The 26,283-nt window shown below is 60.7% G+C and carries 25 protein-coding genes and 1 other RNA gene; 4 read left to right on the plus strand and 22 right to left on the minus strand.

Translation table 11 applies throughout. The annotated features are described in order from the left end of the window. Window positions 1-14: 14 nt before the first annotated feature. The 17 genes from ftsZ to rsmI form a co-directional block, all read right to left on the minus strand. The gene (ftsZ, locus tag CD175_RS14110) at window positions 15-1,208 is read right to left on the minus strand and encodes a cell division protein FtsZ (RefSeq protein WP_007972612.1); all 1,194 of its coding nucleotides are present in this window, start codon (window positions 1,206-1,208) and stop codon (window positions 15-17) included. A 73-nt stretch (window positions 1,209-1,281) separates the two neighbouring features. After that, on the minus strand, window positions 1,282-2,541 hold the full coding sequence (gene ftsA / locus CD175_RS14115) for a cell division protein FtsA (protein WP_007972611.1): 1,260 nt from the start codon (window positions 2,539-2,541) through the stop codon (window positions 1,282-1,284). A gap of 15 nt (window positions 2,542-2,556) precedes the next feature. Then, on the minus strand, window positions 2,557-3,423 hold the full coding sequence (locus CD175_RS14120) for a cell division protein FtsQ/DivIB (protein ID WP_104449356.1): 867 nt from the start codon (window positions 3,421-3,423) through the stop codon (window positions 2,557-2,559). A gap of 4 nt (window positions 3,424-3,427) precedes the next feature. Then, entirely contained in the window at window positions 3,428-4,411 is a 984-nt protein-coding gene (locus CD175_RS14125; protein WP_104449357.1) for a D-alanine--D-alanine ligase, read from the minus strand. Next, window positions 4,408-5,868 carry a UDP-N-acetylmuramate--L-alanine ligase gene (gene murC / locus CD175_RS14130; RefSeq protein ID WP_057713364.1) on the minus strand — a complete coding sequence of 487 codons (1,461 nt, stop codon included), beginning with the start codon at window positions 5,866-5,868 and terminating at the stop codon, window positions 4,408-4,410. Before murC ends, CD175_RS14125 begins: the two co-directional genes overlap by 4 nt. Next, entirely contained in the window at window positions 5,861-6,931 is a 1,071-nt protein-coding gene (gene murG, locus CD175_RS14135) for an undecaprenyldiphospho-muramoylpentapeptide beta-N-acetylglucosaminyltransferase (RefSeq protein ID WP_104449358.1), read from the minus strand. The genes murC and murG overlap by 8 nt, the downstream gene beginning before the upstream one ends. After that, on the minus strand, window positions 6,921-8,138 hold the full coding sequence (gene ftsW / locus CD175_RS14140) for a putative lipid II flippase FtsW (protein ID WP_007972603.1): 1,218 nt from the start codon (window positions 8,136-8,138) through the stop codon (window positions 6,921-6,923). Before ftsW ends, murG begins: the two co-directional genes overlap by 11 nt. Beyond that, window positions 8,135-9,481 (minus strand): UDP-N-acetylmuramoyl-L-alanine--D-glutamate ligase, encoded by a 1,347-nt coding sequence (gene murD, locus CD175_RS14145; RefSeq protein WP_104449359.1) that lies wholly within the window; start codon window positions 9,479-9,481, stop codon window positions 8,135-8,137. The genes ftsW and murD overlap by 4 nt, the downstream gene beginning before the upstream one ends. 6 nt (window positions 9,482-9,487) lie before the next feature. Then, a complete protein-coding gene (mraY, locus tag CD175_RS14150) occupies window positions 9,488-10,570 on the minus strand; it encodes a phospho-N-acetylmuramoyl-pentapeptide-transferase (RefSeq protein WP_008016698.1) in 1,083 nt (360 codons plus the stop codon). Next, complete coding sequence (locus CD175_RS14155) at window positions 10,570-11,937, minus strand: UDP-N-acetylmuramoyl-tripeptide--D-alanyl-D-alanine ligase (RefSeq protein WP_104449360.1); 1,368 nt, start codon at window positions 11,935-11,937, stop codon at window positions 10,570-10,572. Before CD175_RS14155 ends, mraY begins: the two co-directional genes overlap by 1 nt. Next, complete coding sequence (locus tag CD175_RS14160; RefSeq protein ID WP_104449361.1) at window positions 11,930-13,393, minus strand: UDP-N-acetylmuramoyl-L-alanyl-D-glutamate--2,6-diaminopimelate ligase; 1,464 nt, start codon at window positions 13,391-13,393, stop codon at window positions 11,930-11,932. The genes CD175_RS14155 and CD175_RS14160 overlap by 8 nt, the downstream gene beginning before the upstream one ends. Next, window positions 13,393-15,132 (minus strand): peptidoglycan D,D-transpeptidase FtsI family protein, encoded by a 1,740-nt coding sequence (locus tag CD175_RS14165; RefSeq protein ID WP_177323526.1) that lies wholly within the window; start codon window positions 15,130-15,132, stop codon window positions 13,393-13,395. Before CD175_RS14165 ends, CD175_RS14160 begins: the two co-directional genes overlap by 1 nt. Beyond that, window positions 15,132-15,425: a cell division protein FtsL gene (ftsL, locus tag CD175_RS14170; protein WP_007998257.1), complete on the minus strand. Its 294-nt coding sequence runs from the start codon at window positions 15,423-15,425 to the stop codon at window positions 15,132-15,134. The genes CD175_RS14165 and ftsL overlap by 1 nt, the downstream gene beginning before the upstream one ends. Continuing rightward, window positions 15,422-16,369: a 16S rRNA (cytosine(1402)-N(4))-methyltransferase RsmH gene (gene rsmH / locus CD175_RS14175; protein WP_167399523.1), complete on the minus strand. Its 948-nt coding sequence runs from the start codon at window positions 16,367-16,369 to the stop codon at window positions 15,422-15,424. Before rsmH ends, ftsL begins: the two co-directional genes overlap by 4 nt. Further along, a complete protein-coding gene (gene mraZ, locus CD175_RS14180) occupies window positions 16,366-16,821 on the minus strand; it encodes a division/cell wall cluster transcriptional repressor MraZ (protein ID WP_007917012.1) in 456 nt (151 codons plus the stop codon). The genes rsmH and mraZ overlap by 4 nt, the downstream gene beginning before the upstream one ends. 356 nt (window positions 16,822-17,177) lie before the next feature. Continuing rightward, window positions 17,178-17,531, minus strand: an RNA gene (gene rnpB, locus CD175_RS14185) — RNase P RNA component class A. A gap of 75 nt (window positions 17,532-17,606) precedes the next feature. Beyond that, complete coding sequence (gene rsmI / locus CD175_RS14190; protein WP_167399524.1) at window positions 17,607-18,512, minus strand: 16S rRNA (cytidine(1402)-2'-O)-methyltransferase; 906 nt, start codon at window positions 18,510-18,512, stop codon at window positions 17,607-17,609. A gap of 177 nt (window positions 18,513-18,689) precedes the next feature. On the opposite strand from rsmI, the gene CD175_RS14195 reads away from it, so the two are divergent. The 4 genes from CD175_RS14195 (at window position 18,690) to CD175_RS14210 (ending at window position 22,136) form a co-directional block, all read left to right on the plus strand. After that, complete coding sequence (locus CD175_RS14195; RefSeq protein WP_104449363.1) at window positions 18,690-20,501, plus strand: penicillin-binding protein activator; 1,812 nt, start codon at window positions 18,690-18,692, stop codon at window positions 20,499-20,501. Beyond that, window positions 20,501-20,863, plus strand: coding sequence for a YraN family protein (locus CD175_RS14200; RefSeq protein ID WP_095965538.1), 363 nt, complete (start codon window positions 20,501-20,503; stop codon window positions 20,861-20,863). The genes CD175_RS14195 and CD175_RS14200 overlap by 1 nt, the downstream gene beginning before the upstream one ends. 104 nt (window positions 20,864-20,967) lie before the next feature. Next, on the plus strand, window positions 20,968-21,561 hold the full coding sequence (locus CD175_RS14205) for a phosphoheptose isomerase (protein WP_007972584.1): 594 nt from the start codon (window positions 20,968-20,970) through the stop codon (window positions 21,559-21,561). After that, window positions 21,558-22,136 carry a BON domain-containing protein gene (locus CD175_RS14210; protein ID WP_102698528.1) on the plus strand — a complete coding sequence of 193 codons (579 nt, stop codon included), beginning with the start codon at window positions 21,558-21,560 and terminating at the stop codon, window positions 22,134-22,136. The genes CD175_RS14205 and CD175_RS14210 overlap by 4 nt, the downstream gene beginning before the upstream one ends. 164 nt (window positions 22,137-22,300) lie before the next feature. Here CD175_RS14210 and CD175_RS14215 read toward each other — a convergent pair whose 3' ends face one another. The 5 genes from CD175_RS14215 to petA form a co-directional block, all read right to left on the minus strand. After that, window positions 22,301-22,714, minus strand: coding sequence for a ClpXP protease specificity-enhancing factor (locus CD175_RS14215; RefSeq protein WP_007972582.1), 414 nt, complete (start codon window positions 22,712-22,714; stop codon window positions 22,301-22,303). 16 nt (window positions 22,715-22,730) lie between these two features. Next, window positions 22,731-23,348: a glutathione S-transferase N-terminal domain-containing protein gene (locus tag CD175_RS14220; protein WP_007972581.1), complete on the minus strand. Its 618-nt coding sequence runs from the start codon at window positions 23,346-23,348 to the stop codon at window positions 22,731-22,733. Window positions 23,349-23,497: 149 nt separating this feature from the next. Beyond that, window positions 23,498-24,280, minus strand: coding sequence for a cytochrome c1 (locus CD175_RS14225; protein WP_104449364.1), 783 nt, complete (start codon window positions 24,278-24,280; stop codon window positions 23,498-23,500). Further along, window positions 24,280-25,491: a cytochrome b gene (locus CD175_RS14230; RefSeq protein ID WP_007972577.1), complete on the minus strand. Its 1,212-nt coding sequence runs from the start codon at window positions 25,489-25,491 to the stop codon at window positions 24,280-24,282. Before CD175_RS14230 ends, CD175_RS14225 begins: the two co-directional genes overlap by 1 nt. Next, window positions 25,491-26,084 carry a ubiquinol-cytochrome c reductase iron-sulfur subunit gene (gene petA, locus CD175_RS14235; protein ID WP_104449365.1) on the minus strand — a complete coding sequence of 198 codons (594 nt, stop codon included), beginning with the start codon at window positions 26,082-26,084 and terminating at the stop codon, window positions 25,491-25,493. Before petA ends, CD175_RS14230 begins: the two co-directional genes overlap by 1 nt. Window positions 26,085-26,283 lie beyond the last annotated feature (199 nt).

The raw sequence follows: 26,283 nt of genomic DNA on the forward strand, positions 1-26,283 counted from the left end.
CCTGATACATTTCATCAATCGGCCTGACGACGCAGGAAAGCCGGGATGTCCAGGTAGTCCAGGTCATCTTGCGGATTCATCTTCGCGGCAGTCGCAGCTCCGGCCTGGGCCTGGTTGCGCATGACGGTCGGACGGTCCAGGTCACGGTAGTTCACCGCTGGAGCTTCCTGACGAACAGGGGCCTGTTGTTGTGGCTGTGCAGCCATCGAAGTGTGAACGGTATTGTCGATGACCTTCACAGGCTTCTCGATTTTAGCGCCCAGACCGGTTGCAACGACAGTCACGTGCAGCTCGTCACGCATGTCCGGATCGATAACGGTACCGACCTTGACCATCGCGTGTTCCGAAGCGAATGCCTCGATGATGCTACCCACGTCGGAGTATTCGCCCAGAGACAGATCCGGACCGGCGGTAATGTTTACCAGGATGCCGCGAGCGCCTTGCAGGTTCACGTCTTCCAGCAGCGGGTTGCGAATGGCCGCTTCGGTGGCCTCGCGTGCACGGTTCGGACCGCTGGCGCAGCCAGTGCCCATCATCGCCATGCCCATTTCGCTCATCACGGTACGCACGTCGGCGAAGTCGACGTTGATCATGCCCGGACGCTTGATGATGTCGGAGATACCGCGAACGGCACCGGCCAGTACATCGTCAGCCTTGGCGAAAGCCGACAGCAGGCTGGCGTCTTTACCGAGGATGGTCAGCAGCTTCTCGTTGGGAATGGTGATCAACGAGTCGACGCTTTCGGAGAGCATGCGGATGCCTTCGTCGGCGATCTGCATACGCTTGCGGCCTTCGAACGGGAACGGACGGGTCACCACCGCAACGGTGAGGATGCCCATTTCCTTGGCCACTTCGGCGATGATCGGCGCAGCACCGGTACCGGTACCACCGCCCATGCCAGTGGTGATGAACACCATGTTGGTGCCCTGCAGGACTTCGGCAATGCGCTCACGGTCTTCCAGAGCGGCTTGACGGCCGACTTCAGGGTTGGCGCCAGCGCCCAGGCCCTTGGTCACGCCGGTGCCCAGTTGCAGGATGGTACGCGCGCCGATGTTTTTCAGCGCTTGAGCATCGGTGTTGGCGCAGATGAACTCGACGCCTTCGATGTTGCTCTTGACCATGTGGTTGACAGCGTTGCCGCCGCCACCGCCGACACCGATAACTTTGATTACCGGGCTTGCGGGGATGTTGTCTACGAGTTCGAACATTTTCCCTCTCCTTTACATTCTCTAGTTTTTTCGCCTACTGCGTGCTTCGGTGTAACGGTGTTGCGGTAAATCTTCAGAAATTGCCCTGGACCCACTTCTTCAGGCGGTCCAGCAGCGGAGCCTGTGGCTCTTCGTTGCTGTAGCTGTCGCGGCTGCCGATGCCCGAGAACGAGATGCCGTCGGACTGCTTCTGCAGGCCGTACATCAACAGGCCGACGCCGGTGGAATAGATCGGGTTGCGTACCACGTCATCCAGACCTTTCACGCCATGCGGCACGCCCAGGCGCACCGGCATGTGGAAGATTTCCTCGGCCAGTTCAGTGGCACCTTCCATCTTCGCGGTACCGCCGGTCAGCACGATGCCGGCCGGGATCAGGTCTTCGTAGCCGCTGCGGCGCAGTTCGGCCTGGATCAGCGTGAACAGTTCGTCGTAGCGCGGCTCGACCACTTCGGCCAGGGCCTGGCGGGACAGTTCGCGTGGCGGACGGTCGCCAACGCTTGGCACCTTGATGGTTTCACCGGCACCGGCCAGTTTGGCCAGGGCGCAGGCGTAGCGAATCTTGATTTCTTCGGCGTACTGGGTCGGAGTGCGCAACGCCATGGCGATGTCGTTGGTCACCTGGTCGCCAGCAATCGGGATGACCGCGGTGTGACGAATCGCACCCTCGGTGAAGATCGCGATGTCGGTGGTACCGCCACCGATGTCCACCAGGCACACGCCCAGCTCTTTCTCGTCGTCGGTCAGTACCGAATACGCGGAAGCCAGTTGCTCGAGAATGATGTCGTCGATTTCCAGGCCGCAGCGACGCACGCATTTTTCAATGTTCTGTGCGGCATTGACGGCGCAGGTGACCACGTGGACCTTGGCTTCCAGACGCACGCCGGACATGCCCAGCGGCTCGCGGACGCCTTCCTGGTTATCGATCACGTAGTCTTGCGGCAAGGTGTGCAGCACGCGCTGGTCAGCCGGGATCGCCACGGCCTGGGCAGCGTCGAGCACGCGCTCGAGGTCGGCCGAGCTGACTTCGCGATCACGAATCGCCACGATACCGTGGGAGTTCAGGCTGCGGATGTGATTGCCGGCCACGCCGACGAATGCCGAGTGAATGCGGCAACCGGCCATCAACTGCGCTTCTTCGATGGCGCGCTGGATCGATTGCACGGTGGATTCGATATTCACCACCACGCCTTTTTTCAGGCCACGGGACGGATGGGTACCGATCCCGACGATTTCCAGCGTGCCGTCGTCCGCGACCTCGCCTACCAGCGCCACCACCTTGGAGGTGCCGATATCGAGACCGACGATCATTTTGCCGCTTTGCACGTTTGCCATGGGTCCTGCCTCTTCTTAATTCTTCGCGACAGCGGGTTGGGCTGCCGTGGGCGCTACAGGTTCCCGCCAGCCAACAGCGAGGCCGTTGGCGTAGCGCAGATCGATGCGCGCAATGTTCGTAATCTGTTCTTTGAGCGTCTTGTCATAGATGGCGATGAAGCGGCGCATCTTTTCCACCAGGTTGCCGCGTCCGAGCAGCAGTTCGATCCCCGGGCCGGCACTGCCGGGTCCGGTGGTCAGGAACCAGCTGCCGCGTTCACGCAACTCCAGGCGCGCAATCGAGAAGCCCAGAGGCCGGAGCATCTGACTCAGCACCTGGTACTGCTGCATCACCTGCTGCTGGGCCCGCTGTGGGCCGAACAGTTGAGGCAAGTGTTCGTAGTTCGCCAGCTCGCGCGGGGTGAAGGCCTGGCCCTGGTTGTTCAACAGCGACTCGTCGCCCCAACGGGCCACCGGCAGTTGTTCTTCCAGGCGGATCACCACTTGATCCGGCCACACCCTGCGCACTTCGGCGTGGGCAATCCATGGCATCGTTTCAAGCTCGGTACGCATGCTCTCCAGGTCGATGGTGAAGAAGCTCGACGCCACGTACGGGGCGATCCGCTGCTGCACCGCTTGCTGGCTGATGTAACTCAGGTCGCCCTGCACGTTGATTTTGGTGATCGGCCGGTCGGCATACGGCAACAAGCGTGTCGCGCCTTCATAAGTACCGAACCCCAAGGCCACCAGCAGCACCGGCCAGAACAACGCTTTGAGAAAACCGAAGTTGGCTTTCGGCAGGCGCGCGGACATCGGCTCTTTGGCCACCATTCGGCTGGCACCCCGTGGCACCGGCTTGCGGCCGGGTGCGGGAGGCTGATGTCTGAGCTGAGCGCCTTGCATGGCCTTAACCTCTCGTCGACTCTTGGTGACCGGCAGCGTTGCCGGCAACGCTCTCGGCCAGAATGGCCAGGACCAGTTGCTGGAAATCCAGACCGGCAGCACGGGCCGCCATCGGCACCAGGCTGTGGTCGGTCATACCCGGTGCGGTGTTGACTTCCAGGAACCAGAACTGCCCTTCGGCGTCCTGCATCACGTCTGCCCTGCCCCAACCGGCGATACCCAGCGCTTCACAGGCTTTCGCCGTGAGGTCCATGAGTTCCTGTTCCTTGGCGCTCTCCAGACCGCAAGGAATGCGGTACTGGGTATCGTTGGCGATGTACTTGGCGTCGTAGTCGTAGAAGCTGTGCGTCGTGCCCAGGGCAATCGGAGGCAACACCTGGTCACGCAGGGTGGCGATGGTGAACTCCGGACCGTGAATCCATTGCTCGACCAACACTTGCGAATCGTAGGTACTGGCCGCTTTCCATGCGTCGATCAATTCGGACGCGGAACTCACTTTGGCCATACCGATACTTGAACCTTCATGGGCCGGTTTGACGATCAAAGGGAAGCCCAGTTCCGTCGCTGCCGAAATACAATCGGCCTCGCTGCAAAGGACTGCGTGCCGTGGCGTCGGAATGCCCAGGCTGTGCCAGACCTGCTTGGTGCGCAGTTTGTCCATGGCCAGGGCCGACGCCAGGATGCCGCTGCCGGTGTACGGAATGCCCAGGCATTCGAGCAGACCCTGCATGCTGCCGTCTTCACCGCCACGACCGTGGAGGATGATGAAGGCGCGGTCGATTTTTTCATTGAGCAGACGCTGCAGCAGGTCATCGCCCACGTCGAGGCCGAACGCGTCGACACCGGCGCTTAACAGCGCGTCGAGAACCGCGTTGCCCGACTTCAGGGACACCTCGCGTTCGGCACTCTTGCCGCCGAACAGCACGGCGACGCGGCCGAAGTCTTTCGGCGCGATCGTGGAGAACAGGTTGGCGTAGGCAGCAGTCATTTCAACTTCCCCTTCTCCGGTGCGGCAACGGCACCGGCGAACAACTCGCTTTTCAACAGTTTTGGTGCGAGACCGCCGATATCACCGGCGCCCTGGCACAGCAGGATGTCACCGGCACGCAGCAGCGGCTTGACCACTGGCGCGAGGTCGACACCACGCTCGATGTAGATCGGGTCGAGCTGGCCACGCTGACGGATGCTGTTGCACAGTTTGCGGCTGTCGGCCCCCGGAATCGGCTCTTCGCCGGCCGGATAGACTTCCATCAGCAGCAGCACGTTGGCGTCGGCCAGTACATTGACGAAATCGTCGTACAGGTCACGGGTGCGGCTGTAGCGGTGCGGCTGGTAGACCATCACCAGGCGGCGCTCCGGCCAGCCACCACGTACGGCCTTGATCACGGCCGCGACTTCGGTCGGGTGGTGACCGTAGTCGTCGACCAGCATCACGTTGCCGCCGTCCACCGGCAGTTCGCCGTAGACCTGGAAGCGTCGGCCGACACCCTGGAACCCGGACAGGCCCTGGACGATGGCTTCATCGCTGACGCCTTCGTCGGTGGCGATGCAGATGGTTGCCAGCGAGTTCAATACGTTGTGGTTGCCCGGCATGTTCACCGACACATCCAGTGGCTCGCGGTCAGGGCGCAGCACGGTGAAGAAGGTCTGCATGCCCTGCTGGCGCACATTGATGGCGCGCACGTCGCAGTCTTCGCCGAAGCCGTAGGTCACGGTCGGACGTTTGACCTGCGGGAGGATTTCACGCACCACCGGATCGTCCAGGCACACCACCGCCAGACCGTAGAACGGCAGGTTGTGCAGGAACTCGACGAAGGTTTTCTTCAGCTTGTTGAAGTCACCGTCGTAGGTCGCCATGTGATCGGCGTCGATGTTGGTAACCACGGCCACCAGCGGCTGCAAGTGCAGGAAGCTGGCGTCGCTTTCGTCGGCCTCGGCAATAAGGTAGCGGCTGGTGCCAAGCTGGGCATTGGTGCCCGCGGCATTCAGGCGGCCACCGATCACGAACGTCGGGTCCAAGCCACCGGCGGCGAACACCGAAGCGATCAGGCTGGTGGTGGTGGTTTTGCCGTGGGTACCGGCAACGGCGATACCGTGGCGATAACGCATCAGCTCGGCCAGCATCTCGGCACGCGGCACCACCGGAATACGGCGTTCCAGCGCGGTTGCGACTTCCGGGTTGGAGGTGTTCACGGCGCTCGACACCACCAGCACGTCGGCGGCAGCGGCGTTCTCGGCGCGGTGGCCGATGAAGATCTGCGCGCCGAAGGACTCCAGGCGTTCGGTCACCGGCGAAGCCTTCAGGTCGGAACCGGATACGGCATACCCCAGGTTCAGCAACACTTCGGCGATCCCGCACATGCCCACACCGCCGATACCGACGAAGTGGATGCGACGGATGCGGCGCATTTCCGGTTGTGGCATGGCTTTCTGACTCTCAACCATGGGCCACCTCCAGGCAGCTATCGACGACGTTACGGGTGGCATCGGGTTTGGCGAGGCGGCGTGCCGCGGTAGCCATTTCGTTGAGTCGTTGTGGTTGCATCAGGACCTCTGTCAGGCGAGCGGCAAGATCCGCTGCGCCAGTCGTTCTTTGTGGCATCAGGAAGGCTGCGCCTTCACGGGCCAAATATTCGGCGTTGCGGGTCTGGTGATCGTCGATGGCATGGGGCAAAGGCACCAGCATCGAGGGCAGACCGGCGGCGGCCAGTTCACTGATGGTCAGCGCGCCTGCGCGACAGACCACCAGGTCGGCCCAGCTGTAGGCTTGGGCCATGTCTTTGATGAAGGGCTGCACCTGCGCCTGGACGCCAGCCGCGCGATAGCGCTCTGCAGTCACTTCATCGTGGTTTTTGCCAGCCTGATGGAACACTTCCGGACGCAAGTCGGCAGCGACTTGCGACAGGGCTTCAGGTAGCAATTTGTTCAACGGTTCTGCGCCCAGGCTTCCGCCCAGGATCAGCAAGCGCGCCTTGCGACCGGCCAGGGCAGGTCGCGATGTCTCGAGGAACAGCTCGGTGCGCACCGGGTTACCGGTGGTCCGGCGGCTGTCCGACAGGGTAAAGGTGTCGGGGAACGCTTCACAGACTCGGGCGGCCAACGGCACCAGCAACCGATTGGCGGTACCGGCCACCGCGTTCTGTTCATGAACGATCACCGGCACGCCGGCCAGTTTGGCTGCGACACCGCCAGGGCCAGTCACAAAGCCACCAAAGCCCACGACGCAGACCGGTTGCAGACGGCGAATGATCGCGCGTGCCTGCCAGACCGACTTGAACAACATGAACGGTGCCTTGAGCAGCGACAGCTTGCCCTTGCCCCGCAGACCACTGGCGTTGATCCGATGCAGCTCAATACCGGCTGCCGGCACCAGATCGTTCTCGATGCCACGCGGGGTGCCAAGCCAGTGCACGGTATAGCCGCGCGCCTGGAATTCGCGGGCACAGGCCAGCGCCGGGAACACGTGGCCACCGGTGCCGCCGGCCATGATCATCACGTTAGCGCCCATGGTGCGGCTCCTCGGCGAAGTCGCTCTCATGGAACTCCATCTCCTCGCTGCCCAGGTGAGTACGACTCTCCCACTCGATGCGCAGCAACAAGCCGAGACAGGCACAGCAGATCACCAACGAACTGCCGCCGTAACTGAGGAACGGCAGGGTCAGGCCCTTGGTCGGCAACAGGCCGACGTTCACACCGATGTTGATCAGGAACTGGCCGATCCACAGGAACGACAGACCGTAGGCAACATAGGCGGCGAAGAATTGCTTGGCCTTTTCGGCCCACAAACCAATGTACATGCCGCGAATACACACGAAGACGAACAATGCCACGGTGCACAGCGAACCCACCGCCCCCAGCTCTTCGGCCAGGACCGAGAACACGAAGTCAGTGTGGGCTTCGGGCAGGTAGAACTGTTTCTGCACGCTGTTGCCCAGGCCAACGCCCAGCCATTCGCCGCGACCGAAAGCGATCAATGCCTGGGACAACTGATAACCGGCACCAAACTGGTCGGCCCACGGGTCGGCGAAGTTGGTCAGGCGCGCCATCCGATACGGCTGCATTTGAATCAACAGCACCACCGCGCCGACAGCCAGCACCACCATCAGGGAAAAACGGAACAGCCCCACGCCGCCAAGAAACAGCATCGCCGCCGCCGCCCCCATCATCACGACGGTGGCACCGAAGTCCGGCTCCATCAGCAGCAGGCCCGCCATCGGCAGCAGCACGATGAACGGCTTGAAAAAGCCCATCCAGCTTTCACGCACTTCTTTCTGCCGGCGCACCAGGTAACCGGCGAGGTAGATCACCACGAACACCTTGGCGATCTCGGAAGGCTGGACGTTGAAGAAACTGAAGCCGATCCAGCGCATCGAGCCGTTAACCTCGCGGCCGATCCCTGGAATGATCACCATCACCAGCAAGCCGAACGCCCCCAGCAGCATCAGCCAGCCCAGGCGTTGCCAGGTGGCAATCGGGATCATCATGGTAACGATGCAGGCACCCAGGCCCAGCACCACGTAAATAAGGTGGCGGATCATGTAATACAGGGCGCTGCCCGACTGCACGGCTGCCACTTCGGTGGATGCCGAGGCAATCATGATCAGCCCCAGGCCGAGCAGTGTCAGGCAACCGGCGAGCATCGGGAAGTCGAGGTCGATACCGCGCCCGGTGATGAGCGGCGATGGATACGGTTTGATGATGCCTTTCAGGCTCATGCCAGATCCTCCACGGCTTGGACGAACTGGTGACCACGGTCTTCGTAGTTCTTGAACATGTCGAAGCTGGCGCAGGCAGGCGACAGCAGCACCACGTCGCCCGGCTGCGCGGCGGCGCGGCATTGTTCGACGGCTTCGACCAGGGAAGCGACGCGGATCAGCGGAACAGCGTCGCCAATGGCCTCGCCGATCTTGTCGGAGTCGCGGCCCATCAGCACCACGGCCCGGCAGTTGGCCGCCACCGGATCGCGCAGGTCCTTGAACTCGGCACCCTTGCCGTCACCGCCGGCGATCAGCACGACCTTGCCGTCGATGTCCGCGCCCAGGCCTTCGATGGCCGCCAGTGCAGCACCGACGTTGGTGGCCTTGGAATCGTTGTAGTAGCCCACGCCGTCGAGGTCGCGGACCCATTGGCAGCGATGCTCGAGACCGGCGAAGGTACGCAGGCTCGACAGCATGGCATCGAACGGCAAGCCGACCGCATGGCCCAGGGCCAGGGCTGCCAGGGCGTTGGACTGGTTGTGGGCACCACGAATCTTCAATTCACGCACCGGCATCAGGTTCTGGAATTCGAAGGCCAGGTATTTCTCGCCGTCTTCTTCACGGATGCCGAAGGCTTTGAAATCGGGTTTGCTCAGGCCGAAGGTCCAGCACGGCTGGCCCTCGCCGATCAACGGACGGCTCAGGGCATCCTGGCGATTGACCACGAACTGCCGGGCACCACGGAAGATCCGGTGCTTGGCCAGGTGATAGGCCGGAAGACCGCTGTAACGGTCCATGTGGTCTTCGCTGACGTTGAGCACGGTCGCCACTTCGGCGTTGAGTTGATCGGTGGTTTCCAGCTGGAAACTCGACAACTCCATCACGTACAGCTCGACGTCGTCGCGAAGCAGATCCAGCGCCGGCGTACCGAGGTTGCCGCCGACGGCCACACGCTTGCCCGCCGCCGCCGCCATTTCGCCGACCAGGGTGGTGACGGTGCTTTTCGCGTTGGAACCGCTGATGGCCACGATCGGCGCCTTCGCGTTACGCGCGAACAGCTCGATGTCACCGGACAATTTCACGCCACGTGCGGCGGCGGCCTGCAGGGCCGGGGTCGCCAGCGCCAGGCCGGGGCTCACGTAGAGCTCGTCGGCGCGGCACAGGAATTCGACGTCCAGCTCGCCACAACGCACTTCCACGTGCGGATAGTCACGCTTGAGCGTGGCCAGTTCCGGTGGATTTTCCCGCGTATCGGCCACGGCAAACGCCACGCCCCGGTTCGCCAGGAAGCGAACCAGGGACATGCCGCTCTTGCCGAGGCCGACAACGATGCGGAAGTGGTCAGAAGCGATCAGAGACACGAGTTTCTACCTCAGCTTCAGGGTGGCAAGGCCGATCAGCACGAGAATCACGGTGATGATCCAGAAACGGACGATCACACGTGGCTCGGGCCAACCCTTGAGTTCAAAGTGGTGGTGAATCGGCGCCATGCGGAATACGCGGCGACCGGTCAGCTTAAAGGAGGCAACCTGAATGACCACTGACAGGGTTTCCATCACGAACACGCCGCCCATGATGAACAGGACGATTTCCTGACGGACGATCACCGCGATGGTGCCCAGGGCCGCGCCCAGCGCCAGTGCGCCGACGTCACCCATGAAGACTTGTGCCGGATAGGTGTTGAACCACAGGAAGCCCAGGCCGGCTCCGATCAGTGCGCCGCAGAACACGATCAGTTCGCCCGCGCCCGGTACATAAGGAATCAGCAGGTATTCGGCGAATTTCACGTTACCCGACAAGTAGCAGAAGATACCCAGGCCGCCGCCCACCATCACGGTCGGCATGATCGCCAGGCCGTCGAGGCCGTCGGTCAGGTTGACCGCGTTGCTCGAACCGACAATCACGAAATAGGTCAGGACGATGAAGCCTGCGCCCAGCGGAATGCTGTAGTCCTTGAGCATCGGCAGGATCAGCGTGGTTTCCACCGGCGTGGCGGCAGTCATGTAAAGGAAGATCGCCGCGCCCAGGCCGAACACCGACTGCCAGAAGTATTTCCAGCGGCTCGGCAAACCACGGGAGTTTTTCTCGATCACCTTGCGGTAGTCGTCGACCCAGCCGATGGCGCCAAACAGCAAGGTCACCAGCAGTACGACCCAGACGTAACGATTGGTCAGGTCAGCCCAAAGCAGGGTACTGACGCCGATGGACGACAGGATCAGCGCGCCGCCCATGGTCGGTGTGCCCGACTTGGACAGGTGCGACTGCGGGCCGTCATTGCGAACGGACTGGCCGATCTGACGGTTCTGCAAAGTGCGGATCATCCACGGGCCGTAGCACAGCGACAAGACCAGCGCGGTCAGTACACCGAGAATCCCGCGCAGGGTCAGGTACTGGAAGACCGCGAAGCCTTTGTAGAACTGTTGCAGATACTCCGCTAGCAGCAGCAGCATTAATGTTTCTCCAGGCTGGACCCGCACAACGCGGCGACGACGTTTTCCATCGCAGCGCTGCGCGACCCCTTGATCAAAATGGTGGTGTTTGTGTCTTGCTCGGCGCCCAGGGCCTTGATCAGTTCAGCCTGCGTGCTGAAGTGAAAAGCCTCTGGACCGAATGCGTTCACGGCGTGAGCCATCATTGGCCCGACGGCGTACAGCGCGCAAACCTTGCCACGGGCGTACTCGCCCACGTCGCGGTGCCCCTGCTCCGCCCATTCGCCCAACTCGCCGATATCCCCGAGCACCAGGACGGTGCGACCGGAAAAGCCGGCCAGTATATCAACGGCAGCGCACATGGAGGTGGGGTTCGCGTTGTAAGTGTCATCGATCACGCGCATGCCATTGCTGGCCAATTGCGCGACGGTGCGACCCTTGACCGGTTGCACCGCGCCAAGGCCGGTGGCAATACCGAACAGCGACACACCCAGGGCATGGGCGGCAGCGGCGGCGGCCATGGCATTGGCGACGTTATGGGTGCCGAGCAGGTTCAGCTGAACGCGCTCTACACCTTCAGGGCTGTGCAGATTGAATGCCGGGCAGCCACGGGCATCGGTGGTCAGGTCACTGGCGTAGAAATCGGCACTGGTGTTGCTCAATGCAAACGTCAGTACTTTGCGAGCACCGGCACGCGTCTTCCAGATACCGAATGCCTTGTCGTCGAGATTGAGCACTGCGACGCCATCAGCCTCCAGCCCTTCGATGATCTCGCCCTTGGCTTCGACGATTTTTTCCGGGCCACCGAACTCGCCGACGTGGGCGGTCCCGGCATTGTTTAGAATGGCCACGTGCGGTTTGGTCAGGCCAACGGTGTAGGCAATTTCACCGAGGCGCGATGCACCGAGTTCGATCACTGCCGCCGTATGCTCCGGCGCCAGTTCGAGCAAGGTCAGCGGCACACCGAGATCGTTGTTCAGGTTGCCACGGGTCGCCAGTACCGGGCCACGGGTGCGCAGGATACTCGCAAGCATTTCCTTGACCGTGGTCTTGCCGCTCGAGCCGGTGACAGCCGCGACCGGATGGGTGTAGGCGGCGCGATTGAGCGCACCCAACTGCCCGAGGGCCTGGCGAGTATCGCTGACCAGTAACTGCGGCAGTGTGCTGTCGGCGACTTCGCGCTCGACCAGCGCGGCCACGGCGCCCTTGGCAGCGACTTCATTCAGATAATCATGACCATCGAAGCGCGGACCGGTCAGGGCAATAAACAGCTGACCCGGCTTGATGGCGCGGCTGTCGATGCTGACGCCGTCGAAACCGGCATCTGTCGACACCAAGCGAGCATTCAGCGCGCCGGTCAGTTCGCTCAGTTGCAAGGCCTTAAGCATGGGCCACCTCCCATGCGGTCAAGGCGTGATCGGCCTCGACCAGATCGGAAAAAGCATGACGCTCGCCGTTGATTTCCTGATAGTCCTCGTGACCTTTACCGGCCAGGACAATCACGTCATCCACCGAGGCACTGGCGATCAAACGGGCAATCGCCTGACCACGACCGGCAACGAACTCCACTTTATCCACAGCCGTGAAACCGGCGCGGATGTCATCGAAAATCACCGATGGATCTTCAGTGCGCGGGTTGTCGTCGGTCACCAGCACGCCATCGGCCAGGCGCTCAACCACTTCGGCCATCAACGGACGCTTGCCGCGATCGCGGTCACCGCCACAGCCGAACAGGCAGAGCAATCGGCCCTTGGCGTGTGGACGCAGGGCCGTCAGGACTTTTTCCAGGGCATCCGGGGTGTGGGCGTAATCGACCACCACCAGCGGTTGAGTGCCGCCGCCGAGGCGCTGCATGCGACCGGCCGGGCCTTCGAGTTTCGGCAGCACCTTGAGGATTTCGTCCAGTGCGTAATCCAGGCCAAGCAAGGCGCCAACCGCAGCGAGCACGTTGCTCAGGTTGAAACGGCCGAGCAAGGTGCTGCGCAAATGGTGTTCACCCTGCGGCGTGACCAGCGTGGCGCGCACGCCTTCGTCATCGAACTGCGCCTCACGGCAATAGAGGTAGGCACTGCTGTCGAGCAGGCTGTAGGTGATCAACCGCGATTCACGTTTTTCAGCAGCCAGTTGCCGACCAAAGTCGTCGTCGAGGTTAACCACCCGGCACTTCAGATCGTTCCAGGCGAACAGCTTGGCCTTGGCTTCACCGTAGGCCTGCATGGTGCCGTGGTAATCCAGATGATCGCGAGACAGGTTGGTCATCACCGCCACGTCGAAGGCCAGTGCCGTCACGCGGCCCTGGTCCAGACCATGGGAAGAAACTTCCATCGCCACGGCTTTGGCGCCGGCCTTTTTCAGGTCGCCCAGCGTCGCCTGCATGGCAATCGGGTTCGGCGTGGTGTGCAGGCCGCTTTCCAATGCGCCGTAGAAACCGCAACCGAGGGTGCCGACGATGCCGCAGTGCTGGCCAAGCAGATCCAGCGCCTGGGCAACCAGTTGAGTGACACTGGTTTTGCCGTTGGTGCCGGTCACGCCGATCAGGTTCAGATGATGGCTCGGCTCGCCATAAAAACGTCCGGCGATGTCCGACAGTTGAGCGGCCAGCCCTTTGACCGGAATCAATGGAACCTCGGTGATGGGCAGCACAGTGGCGCCTTCCACTTCATAGGCCACCGCAGCCGCACCGCGCTGCAAGGCGTCGGCAATGTGCGCGCGTCCATCGAACTTCCCGCCCGGCACGGCGAGGAACAGATCGCCCGCGCGCACGTTGCGGCTGTCCAGGGCGAGCTCGCGAATCAGTAGATCGTGGCCGGCGTGAGGGAAAATCTTGTTCAGGCTCAGAGACATCAGCCGCGCCCTCCATTGGCTTTCAGCGGAACGACCGGTGTTGCGTTCGCTTGTTGAGTAGGTGGCAGGTTGTCCGGCGTGATGTTCATCAGGCGCAGGGTGCCCGACATCACACGGCTGAACACCGGCGCGGAAACCAGGCCACCGAAGTAGCCGGCCTTGGTCGGTTCATCGATGACGACCACGATGGCGTAGCGTGGATCGCTCATCGGGCCGAAACCGGCGAACAGCGAACGGTAGGAGTTCTCGGCGTAACCCTTGGTGCCGACCGAGGTTTTACGCGCAGTACCCGACTTGCCGCCCACGTGATACGCCGGCACCTGCGCACGGAACACACCGCGCGGGGCTTCGATCACTTGCTGCAGCATGCCCTGCATGGTTTTCGCGACGGCCTCCGGCAGCACCTGGGTGGTTTGTGGTGCCTTGTCGGTCTTGATCAGGGTCAGCGGCGCGAGGCGACCGTTGTTGGCCAGGGCCGAGAAGGCGTGAACCAACTGGATCGCGGTCACGGAAATACCGTAGCCATAGGACAGCGTGGCGGTTTCCGCCTTGCGCCACTCGCGGTAGTTCGGCAGGTTGCCAACGCGCTCGCCCGGGAAGCCCAGGCCGGTGTCCTGGCCGAGGCCAACTTTCTGCGCCAGGCGGAAAATGGTTTCGCCGCCAATATCGAACGCGACCTTGCTCATCCCGACGTTACTGGAGTTGATCAGGATGCCGGTCAGGTCGAGCACCGGGCCTTCGGTCTTGGATACGTCCTTGATGGTGTACTTGCCAATCTGCAAGGAGCCCGGATACACCTCGACGGTGTCGCTCGGTTTCCAGCGACCGGTTTCGATGGCGGCGCTCATCGAGATCGCTTTCATGGTCGAACCCGGCTCGAACACGTCGATCATCGCGCGGTTACGCATCATCGCCGGTTGCAGGTTGCGACGGTTGTTCGGGTTGTAGGTCGGCTGGTTGACCATCGCGAGAATCTCGCCGGTCTTCACGTCCATGATCACCAGGCTGCCGGCCTTGGCGCCGTTCTCGATGATCGCGTTGCGCAATTCGCGGTTGGCCAGGTATTGCAGGCGCAGGTCAATGGACAACGCCAAGGGCTTGCCGGCCTTGGCGTTTTTGGTGACCTGGACATCCTTGATCAGCCGGCCGCGCCGGTCCTTGATCACCTGACGCTTGCCGGGAACCCCGGCCAGCCATTCGTCGTAGGCCAGTTCGACGCCTTCACGACCGTGATCGTCGATGTCGGTAAACCCGACCATATGGGCGGTGACTTCGCCGGCAGGGTAAAAGCGCCGGAACTCTTCGATGCCATATACACCCGGCACTTTCAGATCGAGCACAGCCTGCCCCTGCTCCGGAGTCAGCCCGCGCACCAGATAAATGAATTCTTTGTTGGCCTGGGCTTCGAGACGTTCGGCCAGGGCTTTCGGGTCCTGCCCCAAGGCAGCCGCCAGTGCCGGCCACTTCTCTTTGGCCGTTTGCATTTCCTTGGCATTGGCCCAAAGGGTGGTGACCGGAGTACTCACGGCCAAAGGCTCGCCGTTACGGTCGGTGATCAGACCACGGTGAGCCGGAATCGGAATATGACGAACACTGCGTGCATCGCCCTGCCCCTTAAGGAAGGCACGGTCGACCACTTGCAAATCGATGATGCGCCAGGCAATCGCAGCCACCATGATGCCGAGCAAACCCAGCACCACGCGGAACCGCCAAGGAAAGAGTGCACCTTCGAGCTTCATCATGGCGCCACCATCTTCACGTCAGCGGCACCGGGGATGTGCATTTTCAATTGCTCGGTGGCCAGCACTTCGATACGGCTGTGGGCGGTCCAGGTGCTCTGCTCCAGAATCAACCGCCCCCACTCCGCCTGCGCCTTGTCACGCACGCTCAATTCGTTGTACAGCGAATTCAATAGCTGACGGTTCCAGTGCGCGCTGTAGGACACGCCGATGGCCGAAACGAGCACGCCGACAAACAACAGCAGCATGAAGAAGCTTCCGCCGGGCAATGGCTTGGCGAAAAGCTTGCTCACCGCAGCTTCTCCGCCACACGCATGACAGCGCTTCGCGAACGTGGGTTGGCTTTGAGTTCGGCGTCGGAGGCCGTCTGCGCTTTTCCATGGACTTTGATTTTCGGTTCGAAGGCGACATGCCGAACCGGCAGGTTGCGCGGCAGGTTGTCGGCTTCGCCTTTCACCAGCTTGCGCATGAACAGTTTGACGATACGGTCTTCCAGCGAGTGGAAGCTGATCACCACCAGGCGACCGCCCACTTCCAGGCACTCCAGCGCGGCTTCGAGGCCGGTTTCCAGATCACCCAGTTCGTTGTTGACATGAATGCGCAGGCCCTGAAATGCACGGGTGGCGGGGTTCTTGCCCTTTTCCCATGCCGGGTTGGCGACCTTCAGGACTTCTGCCAGGTCACCGGTGCGCTCGAATGGCTTGATGTCACGGCGCTCGACCACGGCACGGGCCATGCGACCGGAGAAACGCTCTTCGCCATACTCCTTGAACACCCGGGCGATTTCTTCCACGGGCGCGGTGTTGACGAATTCGGCGGCGCTGATGCCACGGGACGGATCCATGCGCATGTCCAGCGGGCCGTCGTTGAGGAAGCTGAAACCGCGCTCAGGGTCGTCGAGCTGTGGCGAAGACACGCCCAGATCCAGCAGAACGCCGCTGACCTTGCCGGCCAGACCGCGGTCGGCGACTTCCGAACCCAGCTCGGCAAAGCTGCGCTGCACAACGACAAAGCGGCCGTCTTCGGCCGCTAGCGTCTGCCCGGTGGCAATCGCTTGTGGATCCTTGTCGAATCCGAGCAAGCGACCATCGGGACCGAGCTGGCTGAGGATCAACCGGCTGTGCCCGCCGCGCCCGAACGTACCGTCCAGATAGCAGCCATCAGGACGTACGGCGAGAGCCTCGACGGCTTCGTCAAGCAGTACGGTGATGTGGTTAAAGCCGCTATCAATAGTCACAGGATCAAATCACGCAGTTCATCAGGCATCGCGCCCGGTTGTTGAATAGCAGCCAGGTCAGCGGCAGAAACCGCGTTCCAGGCATCCTCGTCCCACAATTGGAACTTGTTCAGTTGGCCTACCAACATCGCGCGCTTATCCAACTTGGCATATTCACGAAGACGCGGCGGAACCAGAAAACGACCACTGCCATCGAGCTCGAGATCGACGGCATTACCAATCAGTAAACGTTGCAGGCGGCGGTTCTCTTCGCGGAGCGAAGGCAGTGCGCGCAGTTTGGTTTCAATAATTTCCCACTCATCGAGGGGGTAAACACACAAACAAGGATCAACGGCATCAATTGTCACGATCAATTGACCGGAACTACGCGAATCGAGCTCGTCACGGTACCGGCTCGGCATGGCGAGACGGCCCTTTGCATCGAGACTGATAGCGTTGGCTCCGCGAAACACGTCAGCGTTTCTCCAAATTCTAGCGTTTTGAGTTCAAAAAACCCACTTCATGCCACTTTCCGCCACTTGCGCACACTATAGGAATGCGCCCACCACACCGTCAAGGCGCGGATTAAAGGAAAACCCTTACAGAACTGAGATTTAGGATCATTAGCGGAGGGGTAACGAGAATCCGGCACATGAAACTGCCCGATAACTTGAATCAGCACAGGAGGCTGCGTTCGGAAGTTAAAGTAATTTATTAAGAGTAAGATTTTTTTGGTATTACAAAAGAGGTTCTGCGGATGAATGTGTAAGGAGGGAAACTGCTATCACCGTACCCCCTGCTCAATGATTTAAGCAGAGGGGAGAAAAAGGTGGAGAGTCGATCTGTAAGCCGGGTTCTGTCTTGAACAGTCATTCGTCTACGATGGCCATCACTGGACATCTTTAGCAACCTACCCGGTCCCAGCGCGGGCCACGCCTTGGGACCCTATTTGGTCTTGCTCCAAGTGGGGTTTACCTAGCCACGAACTGTTGCCAGACGTGCGGTGCGCTCTTACCGCACCTTTTCACCCTTACCGGCGCCGAAGCGCTTAGGCGGTTATTTTCTGTGGCACTTTCCGTAGGCTCACGCCTCCCAGGCATTACCTGGCACTTCGCCCTATGGAGCCCGGACTTTCCTCCCCCCCCTAATTTTCATAGAGGGCAGCGACTGTCCGATCGACTCTCCGCCGCGAAGGTTACCGGCAGAGCGCCCGAAGAACAAGCGTTAAGCGCCGGTGCGCACGCCTGCGCGTCGGGTTTTACTCGCCCTTCTGCTTATCCAGTGCGATCTGATACAGCACATTCTTTCGTTCGCCGGTGATTTGCGCCGCCAAAGCCGCCGCACGCTTGAGCGGCATTTCTTCGAGCAACAGATTGAGGATGCGCATCGCCTCGCTGCTGACAGCCCCCTCCTCCTCGGGGGCAGACCAGCCCGCCACCAACACTACGCACTCGCCGCGCTGCTGATTACTGTCGGACTCGACAAATTCGCGCAGCTCGGCCAGTGGCAGCCCCTTGAGGGTTTCAAAGGTCTTGGTCAGCTCACGGGCAAGCAGTGCCGGGCGCTCGGGGCCGAACACCAGCTCCATGTCTTGCAGGCATTCCAGAATGCGATGCGGGGCCTCATAGAAGATCAATGTGCGAGGTTCTTCCTTTACCTGCTCGAGGCGCGCTCGCCGCCCCACCGCCTTGGCCGGCAGAAACCCCTCGAAAATGAAACGATCGGATGGCAGCCCCGCCGCCGACAATGCTGCAATCAAGGCGCAGGCACCCGGAACGGGCACCACGCTGATGCCTGCCGCGCGAGCCTGTCGCACCAGGTGATAACCCGGATCGGAAATCAGCGGCGTCCCGGCGTCAGAAATCAATGCCACGTTGTCACCGGCAAGCAGACGCGTGATAAAGCGACTACCTTCATCCCGCTCGTTGTGTTCATGACAGGCGGCCAATGGCGTCGAAATGCCGAAGTGCTGCATCAAGCGCTGCGAATGGCGGGTGTCTTCCGCGGCGATCAAGGCCACTTCACGCAGAATCTTCAGCGCCCGCGCACTGATGTCATCCAGGTTGCCGATGGGCGTCGCCACCACATAAAGCGAGCCAGCAGCGGAATTCAAAGCACCTGGAGCAGTCAAAGCGCACACCTCATGATCGGTAAAAGTCGCCATTGTAGCGCGTAGCGAGACTCACGATACCCGCAAGCAAACGAGGTATCGGCGACTGTTTGTGCACTGGCGCAACATTTACACCAGCTAAATTGATCGATTCACGCCAGTAACATCGCGCCCCGGCCAGTGCTTGGGTACAATTCCACGCTAATTTGATCGAGTATCAGGAACGCTTACATGATCGCTTGCCTGCGGCTGTTATCTGCCCTCTGCCTCGCTGCCTTGCTGGCGGCTTGCGCCAGCTCGCCCTCGTCCAGCCTTGGCGAACTACCACGGACACCGGACGCCAGTATCGAGCAACTGCTTGAGAAGGCCGCCCAAAGCAAATCACCGGAAGATGCAGCCCTGCTGCGCTTGAGCGCTGCCGATCTGGCCTATCGCCAGGGCAATGCCGGCCAGTCCGCGCAAATCCTGCAACAGGTCCCTGTCGAGCAGCTCAAGCCGGGACCACAGGTTTTCGCCAACACCCTGGCGGCTGAACTGGCCATGACCCGCAATCAGCCCAAGGCAGCACTGACTGCTCTGAGCCACCCAAGCATGCAACGCTTGAGCGAACTGCCCGTCGAGCAACAGGTCCGCACCGGCACTGTTCACGCCCGCGCTCTGGAAGCCGATGGCCAGACCCTTGCCGCCGCTCGCGAGCGCATTTTCATTGCCCCGATGCTTAAAGGTGAAGCCGCGAGCAAAAACCACGAAGCGATCTGGACCTTGATCGCTTCGCTGCCGACCGAGCAGTTGCAGCCGAGCTCCAGCGACGATCTTGGCGGCTGGATGGCCCTGGCCCTGGCCGTGAAATCCGCCGGCACCCTGGAGCAGCAACAGGCCGCCATCGACAACTGGCGCGCGCAGAATCCGAAACACCCGGCCGCCCTTCAATTGCCGCAGCCGCTGACCCAACTCAAGGAGCTGGCCAGCCAGCCCCTGAGCAAGATTGCCCTTCTGCTGCCTCAGGATGGCCAGTTGGCCTCGGTTGGCAAAGCATTGCGCGACGGCTTCATGGCCGCCCACTACCAGGCACAACAGGCCGGGCAGAAACCACCCGCCATCGAGTTTTATGACAGCTCGCGCCTGACATCCATGGACGAGTTCTACCGCAAGGCCCAGGCCGATGGCGTGCAATTGGTCGTCGGCCCGCTGGAGAAGCCGCTGGTCAAACAGTTGAGCACTCGCCCGCAACTCCCGATCACCACCCTGGCGCTGAACTACAGCGAAGGTGATCAAGGGCCGGCGCAGTTGTTCCAGTTCGGTCTTGCCGCTGAAGACGAAGCCCGTGAAGTGTCGCGCCGCGCTCGCGCCGACGGCCTGCATCGCGCAGCCATCATGGTGCCGAAAGGCGAATGGGGCGATCGCGTGCTCAAGGCGTTCAGCCAGGACTGGCAGGCCAATGGTGGCACCATCGTCGCCACCGAACGCGTCGACCAACCGGTCCAGTTGGCCCAGCAGATTGCCGACATGTTCCAGCTGCGTCAGAGCGAAGGTCGCGCCAAGAGCCTGCAAAGCACTGTTGGTTCGCAAGTAGCGGCCCAGCCGTCGCGCCGCCAGGACATCGAATTCATCTTCCTCGCCGCAACGCCGCAACAGGCCCAACAGATCAAACCGACCCTGAACTTCCAGTACGCAGGCGATGTACCGGTCTACGCCACCTCTCACGTGTTCAGCGCCAGCGGCGACATCAACCAGTACAACGACATGAACGGCATTCGTTTCTGCGAAACACCCTGGCTGCTGGACGCCAACGATCCACTGCGCCGCCAGGTCACCGCCCAGTGGCCACAAGCCGCCGGTAGCCTGGGGCGTCTGTACGCCATGGGCGTGGACGCCTATCGACTGGCGCCGCGCCTGGGCCAGCTGAAGTCTCTGCCGGACAGCCGCATCGACGGTGAGTCGGGCAGCCTCGGCATGACTCAGAGCCAGCGGGTCGTGCGCCAGTTGCCATGGGCCCAGTTCGCCAATGGCCAGATCCAGCGCCTGCCGGACACCGCCCGCTGATGCCTGACAGGTCACGCCAGCAAAGCGGTATGGATGCCGAGCGCCACGCGCTCGAGCATCTTCAACAACAGGGTCTGCGCCTGCTGGCGCAGAACTGGTTGTGCAAACGCGGCGAGCTTGATCTGGTCATGCTAGATGGCGATACAGTAGTATTCGTTGAAGTCCGCTACCGAAAAGACACTCAATGGGGTGGCGCGCTCGATAGCATCGATGAGCGCAAACGGCAAAAGCTGATTTTCGCCGCGCAATATTTTCTTCAGCGCGAGTCGCGCTGGGCCAATTCCCCTTGCCGCTTCGACGTGATTGCCATCGACAGCCACCTCGATCAGCTGAACTGGCTACAGAATGCCTTCGACGGCTGATCACCGGCATCACGAACCGGACACTATCACCCAACACTTTTGCTCTTTGCTTTGCGGGCTGCACATTCACGTGCCGAACAGCCGCGCTAATTAAGGTCACACAGATGGACATGCAATCCCGAATTCGCCAGCTTTTTCAGGCCAGTATCGACACCAAGCAACAGGCGATGGAAGTTCTTGCACCGCACATCGAGCAAGCCAGCCAGGTCATGGTCAACGCCCTGCTCAACGAAGGCAAAATGCTTTCCTGTGGCAACGGCGGCTCAGCCGGCGACGCCCAGCACTTTTCGTCCGAGCTGCTCAATCGCTTTGAGCGCGAGCGCCCGAGCCTGCCGGCCATCGCCTTGACGACCGACAGTTCGACGATCACCTCGATCGCCAACGACTACAGCTACAACGAAATCTTCTCCAAGCAGATCCGCGCACTGGGCCAACCGGGCGATGTGTTGCTGGCTATCTCCACCAGCGGCAACTCGGCCAACATAATTCAAGCGATCCAGGCCGCACATGATCGCGAAATGATTGTCGTAGCATTGACGGGACGTGATGGCGGCGGCATGGCGTCGCTGCTGTTGCCCGAGGACGTGGAGATTCGCGTACCGGCCAACGTCACCGCTCGTATTCAAGAAGTCCACCTGCTGGCGATCCATTGCCTTTGCGACTTGATCGACAGCCAATTGTTCGGGAGTGAAGAATGACCCCTAATCGCCTTGGCCTACTGGCCTTGACTCTGTGCCTCGGCATCAGCGGTTGCACCTCGGTGGTGACCGCCAGCCGTGAAGCCCCCATTGAAGATGACCGCGGCACTCGCACACTGGGCAGCAAGATCGACGACTCCCTGATCGACACCAAGGTTGGCGTGAACATCGCCAAGGCCGACCCGGCCCTGGACAAGGACTCGCACATCGTCGTCACCAGCTACAACGGTGTCGTGCTGCTCGCCGGGCAAACGCCACGCGCAGATCTCAAGGCCAAGGCCGAACAGGCCGCCGCCGCGGTCCAGCGCGTGAAGCAGGTGCACAACGAGCTGCAAATCATGGCCCCCTCCTCGCTGCTGGCGCGCCAGAATGACACCTGGCTGACCACCAAGATCAAGACCCAGATGCTCGCTGACGCGAACATCCCTGGTTCGCGCATCAAGGTCGTCACTGAAAACGGCATCGTCTACTTGCTGGGCCTGCTGACCAAACAGGAAGCTGCGCAGGCGACCAACCTGGTGCAAGGCGTTTCCGGCGTGCAGAAGATTGTGAAGCTGTTCGAGTACATCGACTGATCCACATCTTGTTGAGCTAGCTTGCTCGCGAAAAACGTCCGGTGAATGCGCTCATTCAGACAGCCCGCATCATCGTTCACGCCCATCGCGAGCAGGCTCGCTCCTACATCGTTTGAAGGTGGTGAAATAAAAAAAAGGGTGATCCTTGCGGATCACCCTTTTTTTTATTTCACCACCTTCAAACTCGGTCGACCGCTTGGACGCGGTGGCTCGCTGTCCGGTGGCGGAAGATCGTCATCCGGTTCGATGTCGTCGTCCTCGCCCATCGGCGATTCCAGATCAAACACCATGCCCTGGCCGTTCTCCCGGGCGTAGATACCCAGGATCGATGCGATAGGCACGTACAAGGTGTGCGGCACGCCACCGAAGCGCCCCTCGAAACTGACCGCCTCGTTATCCATATGCAAGTGGCGCACGGCTTGTGGCGATACGTTCAGGACGATCTGCCCGTCACTGGCAAAGCCTTGAGGCACCTGCACCGACGGATACTCGGAATTGACCAGCATATGCGGGGTGCAATCGTTGTCCACAATCCACTCATAGAGCGCGCGGACCAGATAAGGTCGACTGGAGTTCATAGCGGCTCCTTAAGCCTTAGCGCATGTCGCGTTCGACACCAGACAGACTCGCCTGGAAAGCCTCACGCGCAAACTGGCGCTCCATATAATCAAGCAGCGGCTTGGCCGGCCGCGGCAGTTCTATACCCAGAATCGGCAATCGCCAGAGTATTGGCAATAGGCAGCAGTCCACCAGGCTTTGTTCCTCACTGAGGAAAAACGGCTTGTCGGCAAACAGTGGCGACACACCCGTCAGGCTTTCGCGCAACTCTTTGCGAGCCACGGCACGGGCCGCCTCCTTGGTCCGCGAATCCAGAATCAGATCCACCAGACCACACCAGTCTCGCTGAATGCGATGTATCAGCAGGCGACTGTTGGCACGCGCCACGGGATAAACCGGCAGTAGCGGCGGGTGCGGGTAACGCTCATCCAGATATTCCATCACCACAGTCGACTCCCACAACGCCAGGTCGCGATCGACCAGGGTGGGCAAGCTGCCGTAAGGGTTCACCTCAATCAGTTTAGGTGGCTGGCGTCCAGCTTCCACGTAAATGATCTCGGCGCTGACACCCTTCTCTGCCAGTACGATGCGCACTCGGTGGGAATAGTGGTCGGCGGGGTCGGAGTAACAGGCCAACCGATTGGTCACGCCCATGGCGATCCTCCTCGCTTGTAGAAATTATCGAAAGCGGAAAAACGAGCGCGCCCAGAGGGCGCCTCTCGTAACGACTGGATCACCAGTTCGCTACCTATTCAGAGGCGCCCTTGGGCGCGCGCGATTAACAGCAATAGCTTGAAGCTTTATCAGTGCACGTCTTTCCAGTATTCGCGCTTGAGCAGGTAAGCGAATACGAAGAAGAACGCCAGGTACAACAATACATACGTACCGATGCGCTGATGTTGCAGCTTAACCGGGTTAGCCGAGTAAGCCAGGAAGGTTACCAGATTCTTGACCCTCTCATCGAACTGCTCTTCAGTCAGAGCACCGCTTTTCGGCACAATGGTCAGTTGATCGCACGCTTCATGAGTCAATGGCGTGCCGGTCAGCGGATCATATTGCTTCTTGCCGCCTTCGACGATCGGAACCTGTTTGCATCCCACCACCTGGCGACCTTGCAGGCCGGCCAGGACGTTAGGCATGCCCACGTTCGGGAAGACCTTGTTGTTCACACCCCATGGGCGCGCAGGATCTTCGTAGAACGACTTCAGGTAACCGTAGAGCCAGTCGGTGCCGCGAACACGGGCAACCAGGGTCAGGTCCGGCGGTGCGGCACCAAACCAAGCCTTGGCGTCCGCAGGTTGCATGCCGATACTCATGTGGTCGCCGATCTTGGCACCCGTGAAGACCAGCTTCTCCAGCATCAACTCATGGGGAATACCCAGGTCGTCGGCAACACGCTCATAGCGCTGGAACTTGGCACTGTGGCAACCCATGCAGTAGTTGGCGAACGTACGTGCGCCATCCTGCATGGCTGCCTTATCGGAAACGTCAATGTCGACTTTTTCCAGCTCAGGACCACCGTGTTCGGCTGCGAAAGCGAACACTGGCAGCGCAGCAAGCATCAATACAGCAAATAGTTTTTTCATCAGCCAGTCACCCTTTCCGGAACCGGTTTGGTCTTCTCGAGCCTGGTGTAGAACGGCATCAGAATGAAGTAGGCGAAGTACAGGAAGGTACATACCTGCGACAGCAACGTACGCTCAGGGGTTGGGGCCAATACGCCCAGCACGCCCAGGATCACGAACGAGATGCAGAACACCCAGAGCCAGATCTTGCTCAGCCAGCCTTTGTAGCGCATCGACTTGACCGGGCTGCGGTCCAGCCACGGCAGGACGAACAGCACGGCAATGGCCGCGCCCATGGCGATGACACCGAAGAGCTTGTCCGGAACCGCACGCAAAATGGCGTAGAACGGGGTGAAGTACCAGACCGGAGCGATGTGCTCTGGGGTCTTGAAGGCGTTCGCCACTTCAAAGTTCGGCTTCTCGAGGAAGTAGCCACCCATTTCCGGGAAGAAGAACACGATCGAGCAGAAGATGAACAGGAACACCACCACGCCGACGATATCTTTCACGGTGTAGTACGGGTGGAAGGCGATGCCGTCCAGCGGTATGCCGTTTTCGTCCTTGTGTTTCTTGATGTCCACGCCGTCCGGGTTGTTCGAACCGACTTCGTGCAACGCCAGGATGTGCAGTACCACCAGACCGAGGATGACGATCGGCAGGGCAACCACGTGCAGGGCGAAGAAGCGGTTCAGGGTAATGCCGGAAATCAGGTAGTCACCACGAATCCACTGGGTCAGGTCGTTGCCGATGACCGGGATCGCACCGAACAGCGAGATGATCACCTGGGCGCCCCAGTAGGACATCTGGCCCCACGGCAGCAGGTAACCCATGAAGGCTTCGGCCATCAGCGCCAGGTAGATCAGCATGCCGAAGACCCACACCAGCTCGCGCGGCTTCTGGTACGAACCGTAGAGCAGGCCACGGAACATGTGCAGATAGACCACGATGAAGAACGCCGAAGCGCCAGTGGAGTGCAGCAGACGCAGGATCGAGCCGTACTCGACGTCGCGCATGATGTACTCGACGGAAGCGAACGCTTCTTCCGCCGACGGGGTGTAGCTCATGGTCAGCCAGACACCAGTGACGATCTGGTTGACCAGAACGAGCAATGCCAGGGAACCAAAGAAGTAGAAGAAGTTGAAGTTTTTCGGAGCGTAATACTTGCTGAGATGGTCTTCCCACATCTTGGTCGCGGGAAAGCGTGCATCAACCCAATCCATGAACTTGCTCATCACGCTTTCTCCGTATCGACGCCAATGACAATGATCTCATCGGTCTCATAGGAATGCGGGGGAACTGGCAGGTTCAAAGGCGCAGGTTGCGACTTGTAGACGCGGCCAGCCAGATCGTAATGGGAGCCGTGGCAAGGGCAGAAATATCCACCTACCCATTTCGGACCAAGATCCGCAGGTGCCACTTCCGGACGGAAAGTAGGCGAACAACCCAAGTGCGTGCAAATGCCGATCAGCAGCAGAACTTCTGGCTTGATCGAACGCGTTTCTGGGTTGACATAGGCCGGTTGCGTCGATTGTTTGGAATCAGGATCGGCGAGATCGCCTTCGATCTTTTTCAGATTCCCCAGGATTTCCGGCGTACGGCGGACGATGAACACCGGCTGACCGCGCCACTCAGCAATCATCTGCTGGCCTGGTTCGACTTTGCTGACATTCACTTTCACCGGTGCACCAGCGGCTTTCGCCTTGGCACTGGGAAACCATGACCCCACGAACGGGACCGCAGCCCCCACCGCTCCTGCAGCACCCACCACGGATGTGGCTGCTACCAAGAAGCGACGCCGGCCTGTATTCACGCCGTCATTGCTCATTCAGTCCTCTCCCATCAGCTTTGTGGCCTGTTAAATCAGGCATCTACTAAGTAAAACTATGTACTTATAAAAATTTTGCCGAATGGTAATGAAAAGCCCCAATTCTGACAAGGTAATTACCGGAGCCCACCACCCTCAAGCCTTGGAGTATAGGGCGTCTACGGATGTGGCAAGTTGTCACAGCGCAATTCTTTGATAA

The organism is Pseudomonas laurylsulfatiphila, assembly GCF_002934665.1.
In the GTDB taxonomy this organism is placed as follows: Bacteria; Pseudomonadota; Gammaproteobacteria; order Pseudomonadales; family Pseudomonadaceae; genus Aquipseudomonas; species Aquipseudomonas laurylsulfatiphila.

Bases quoted from the DNA above. Each gene is read 5' to 3' on its own strand.
- ftsZ (WP_007972612.1), bottom strand. From the start codon at position 1,208: ATGTTCGAACTCGTAGACAACATCCCCGCAAGCCCGGTAATCAAAGTT.
- ftsA (WP_007972611.1), bottom strand. From the start codon at position 2,541: ATGGCAAACGTGCAAAGCGGCAAAATGATCGTCGGTCTCGATATCGGC.
- CD175_RS14120 (WP_104449356.1), bottom strand. From the start codon at position 3,423: ATGCAAGGCGCTCAGCTCAGACATCAGCCTCCCGCACCCGGCCGCAAG.
- CD175_RS14125 (WP_104449357.1), bottom strand. From the start codon at position 4,411: ATGACTGCTGCCTACGCCAACCTGTTCTCCACGATCGCGCCGAAAGAC.
- murC (WP_057713364.1), bottom strand. From the start codon at position 5,868: ATGGTTGAGAGTCAGAAAGCCATGCCACAACCGGAAATGCGCCGCATC.
- murG (WP_104449358.1), bottom strand. From the start codon at position 6,931: ATGGGCGCTAACGTGATGATCATGGCCGGCGGCACCGGTGGCCACGTG.
- ftsW (WP_007972603.1), bottom strand. From the start codon at position 8,138: ATGAGCCTGAAAGGCATCATCAAACCGTATCCATCGCCGCTCATCACC.
- mraY (WP_008016698.1), bottom strand. From the start codon at position 10,570: ATGCTGCTGCTGCTAGCGGAGTATCTGCAACAGTTCTACAAAGGCTTC.
- CD175_RS14155 (WP_104449360.1), bottom strand. From the start codon at position 11,937: ATGCTTAAGGCCTTGCAACTGAGCGAACTGACCGGCGCGCTGAATGCT.
- CD175_RS14160 (WP_104449361.1), bottom strand. From the start codon at position 13,393: ATGTCTCTGAGCCTGAACAAGATTTTCCCTCACGCCGGCCACGATCTA.
- CD175_RS14165 (WP_177323526.1), bottom strand. From the start codon at position 15,132: ATGAAGCTCGAAGGTGCACTCTTTCCTTGGCGGTTCCGCGTGGTGCTG.
- rsmI (WP_167399524.1), bottom strand. From the start codon at position 18,512: ATGGCGACTTTTACCGATCATGAGGTGTGCGCTTTGACTGCTCCAGGT.
- CD175_RS14195 (WP_104449363.1), top strand. From the start codon at position 18,690: ATGATCGCTTGCCTGCGGCTGTTATCTGCCCTCTGCCTCGCTGCCTTG.
- CD175_RS14200 (WP_095965538.1), top strand. From the start codon at position 20,501: ATGCCTGACAGGTCACGCCAGCAAAGCGGTATGGATGCCGAGCGCCAC.
- CD175_RS14205 (WP_007972584.1), top strand. From the start codon at position 20,968: ATGGACATGCAATCCCGAATTCGCCAGCTTTTTCAGGCCAGTATCGAC.
- CD175_RS14210 (WP_102698528.1), top strand. From the start codon at position 21,558: ATGACCCCTAATCGCCTTGGCCTACTGGCCTTGACTCTGTGCCTCGGC.
- CD175_RS14215 (WP_007972582.1), bottom strand. From the start codon at position 22,714: ATGAACTCCAGTCGACCTTATCTGGTCCGCGCGCTCTATGAGTGGATT.
- CD175_RS14220 (WP_007972581.1), bottom strand. From the start codon at position 23,348: ATGGGCGTGACCAATCGGTTGGCCTGTTACTCCGACCCCGCCGACCAC.
- CD175_RS14225 (WP_104449364.1), bottom strand. From the start codon at position 24,280: ATGAAAAAACTATTTGCTGTATTGATGCTTGCTGCGCTGCCAGTGTTC.
- CD175_RS14230 (WP_007972577.1), bottom strand. From the start codon at position 25,491: ATGAGCAAGTTCATGGATTGGGTTGATGCACGCTTTCCCGCGACCAAG.
- petA (WP_104449365.1), bottom strand. From the start codon at position 26,084: ATGAGCAATGACGGCGTGAATACAGGCCGGCGTCGCTTCTTGGTAGCA.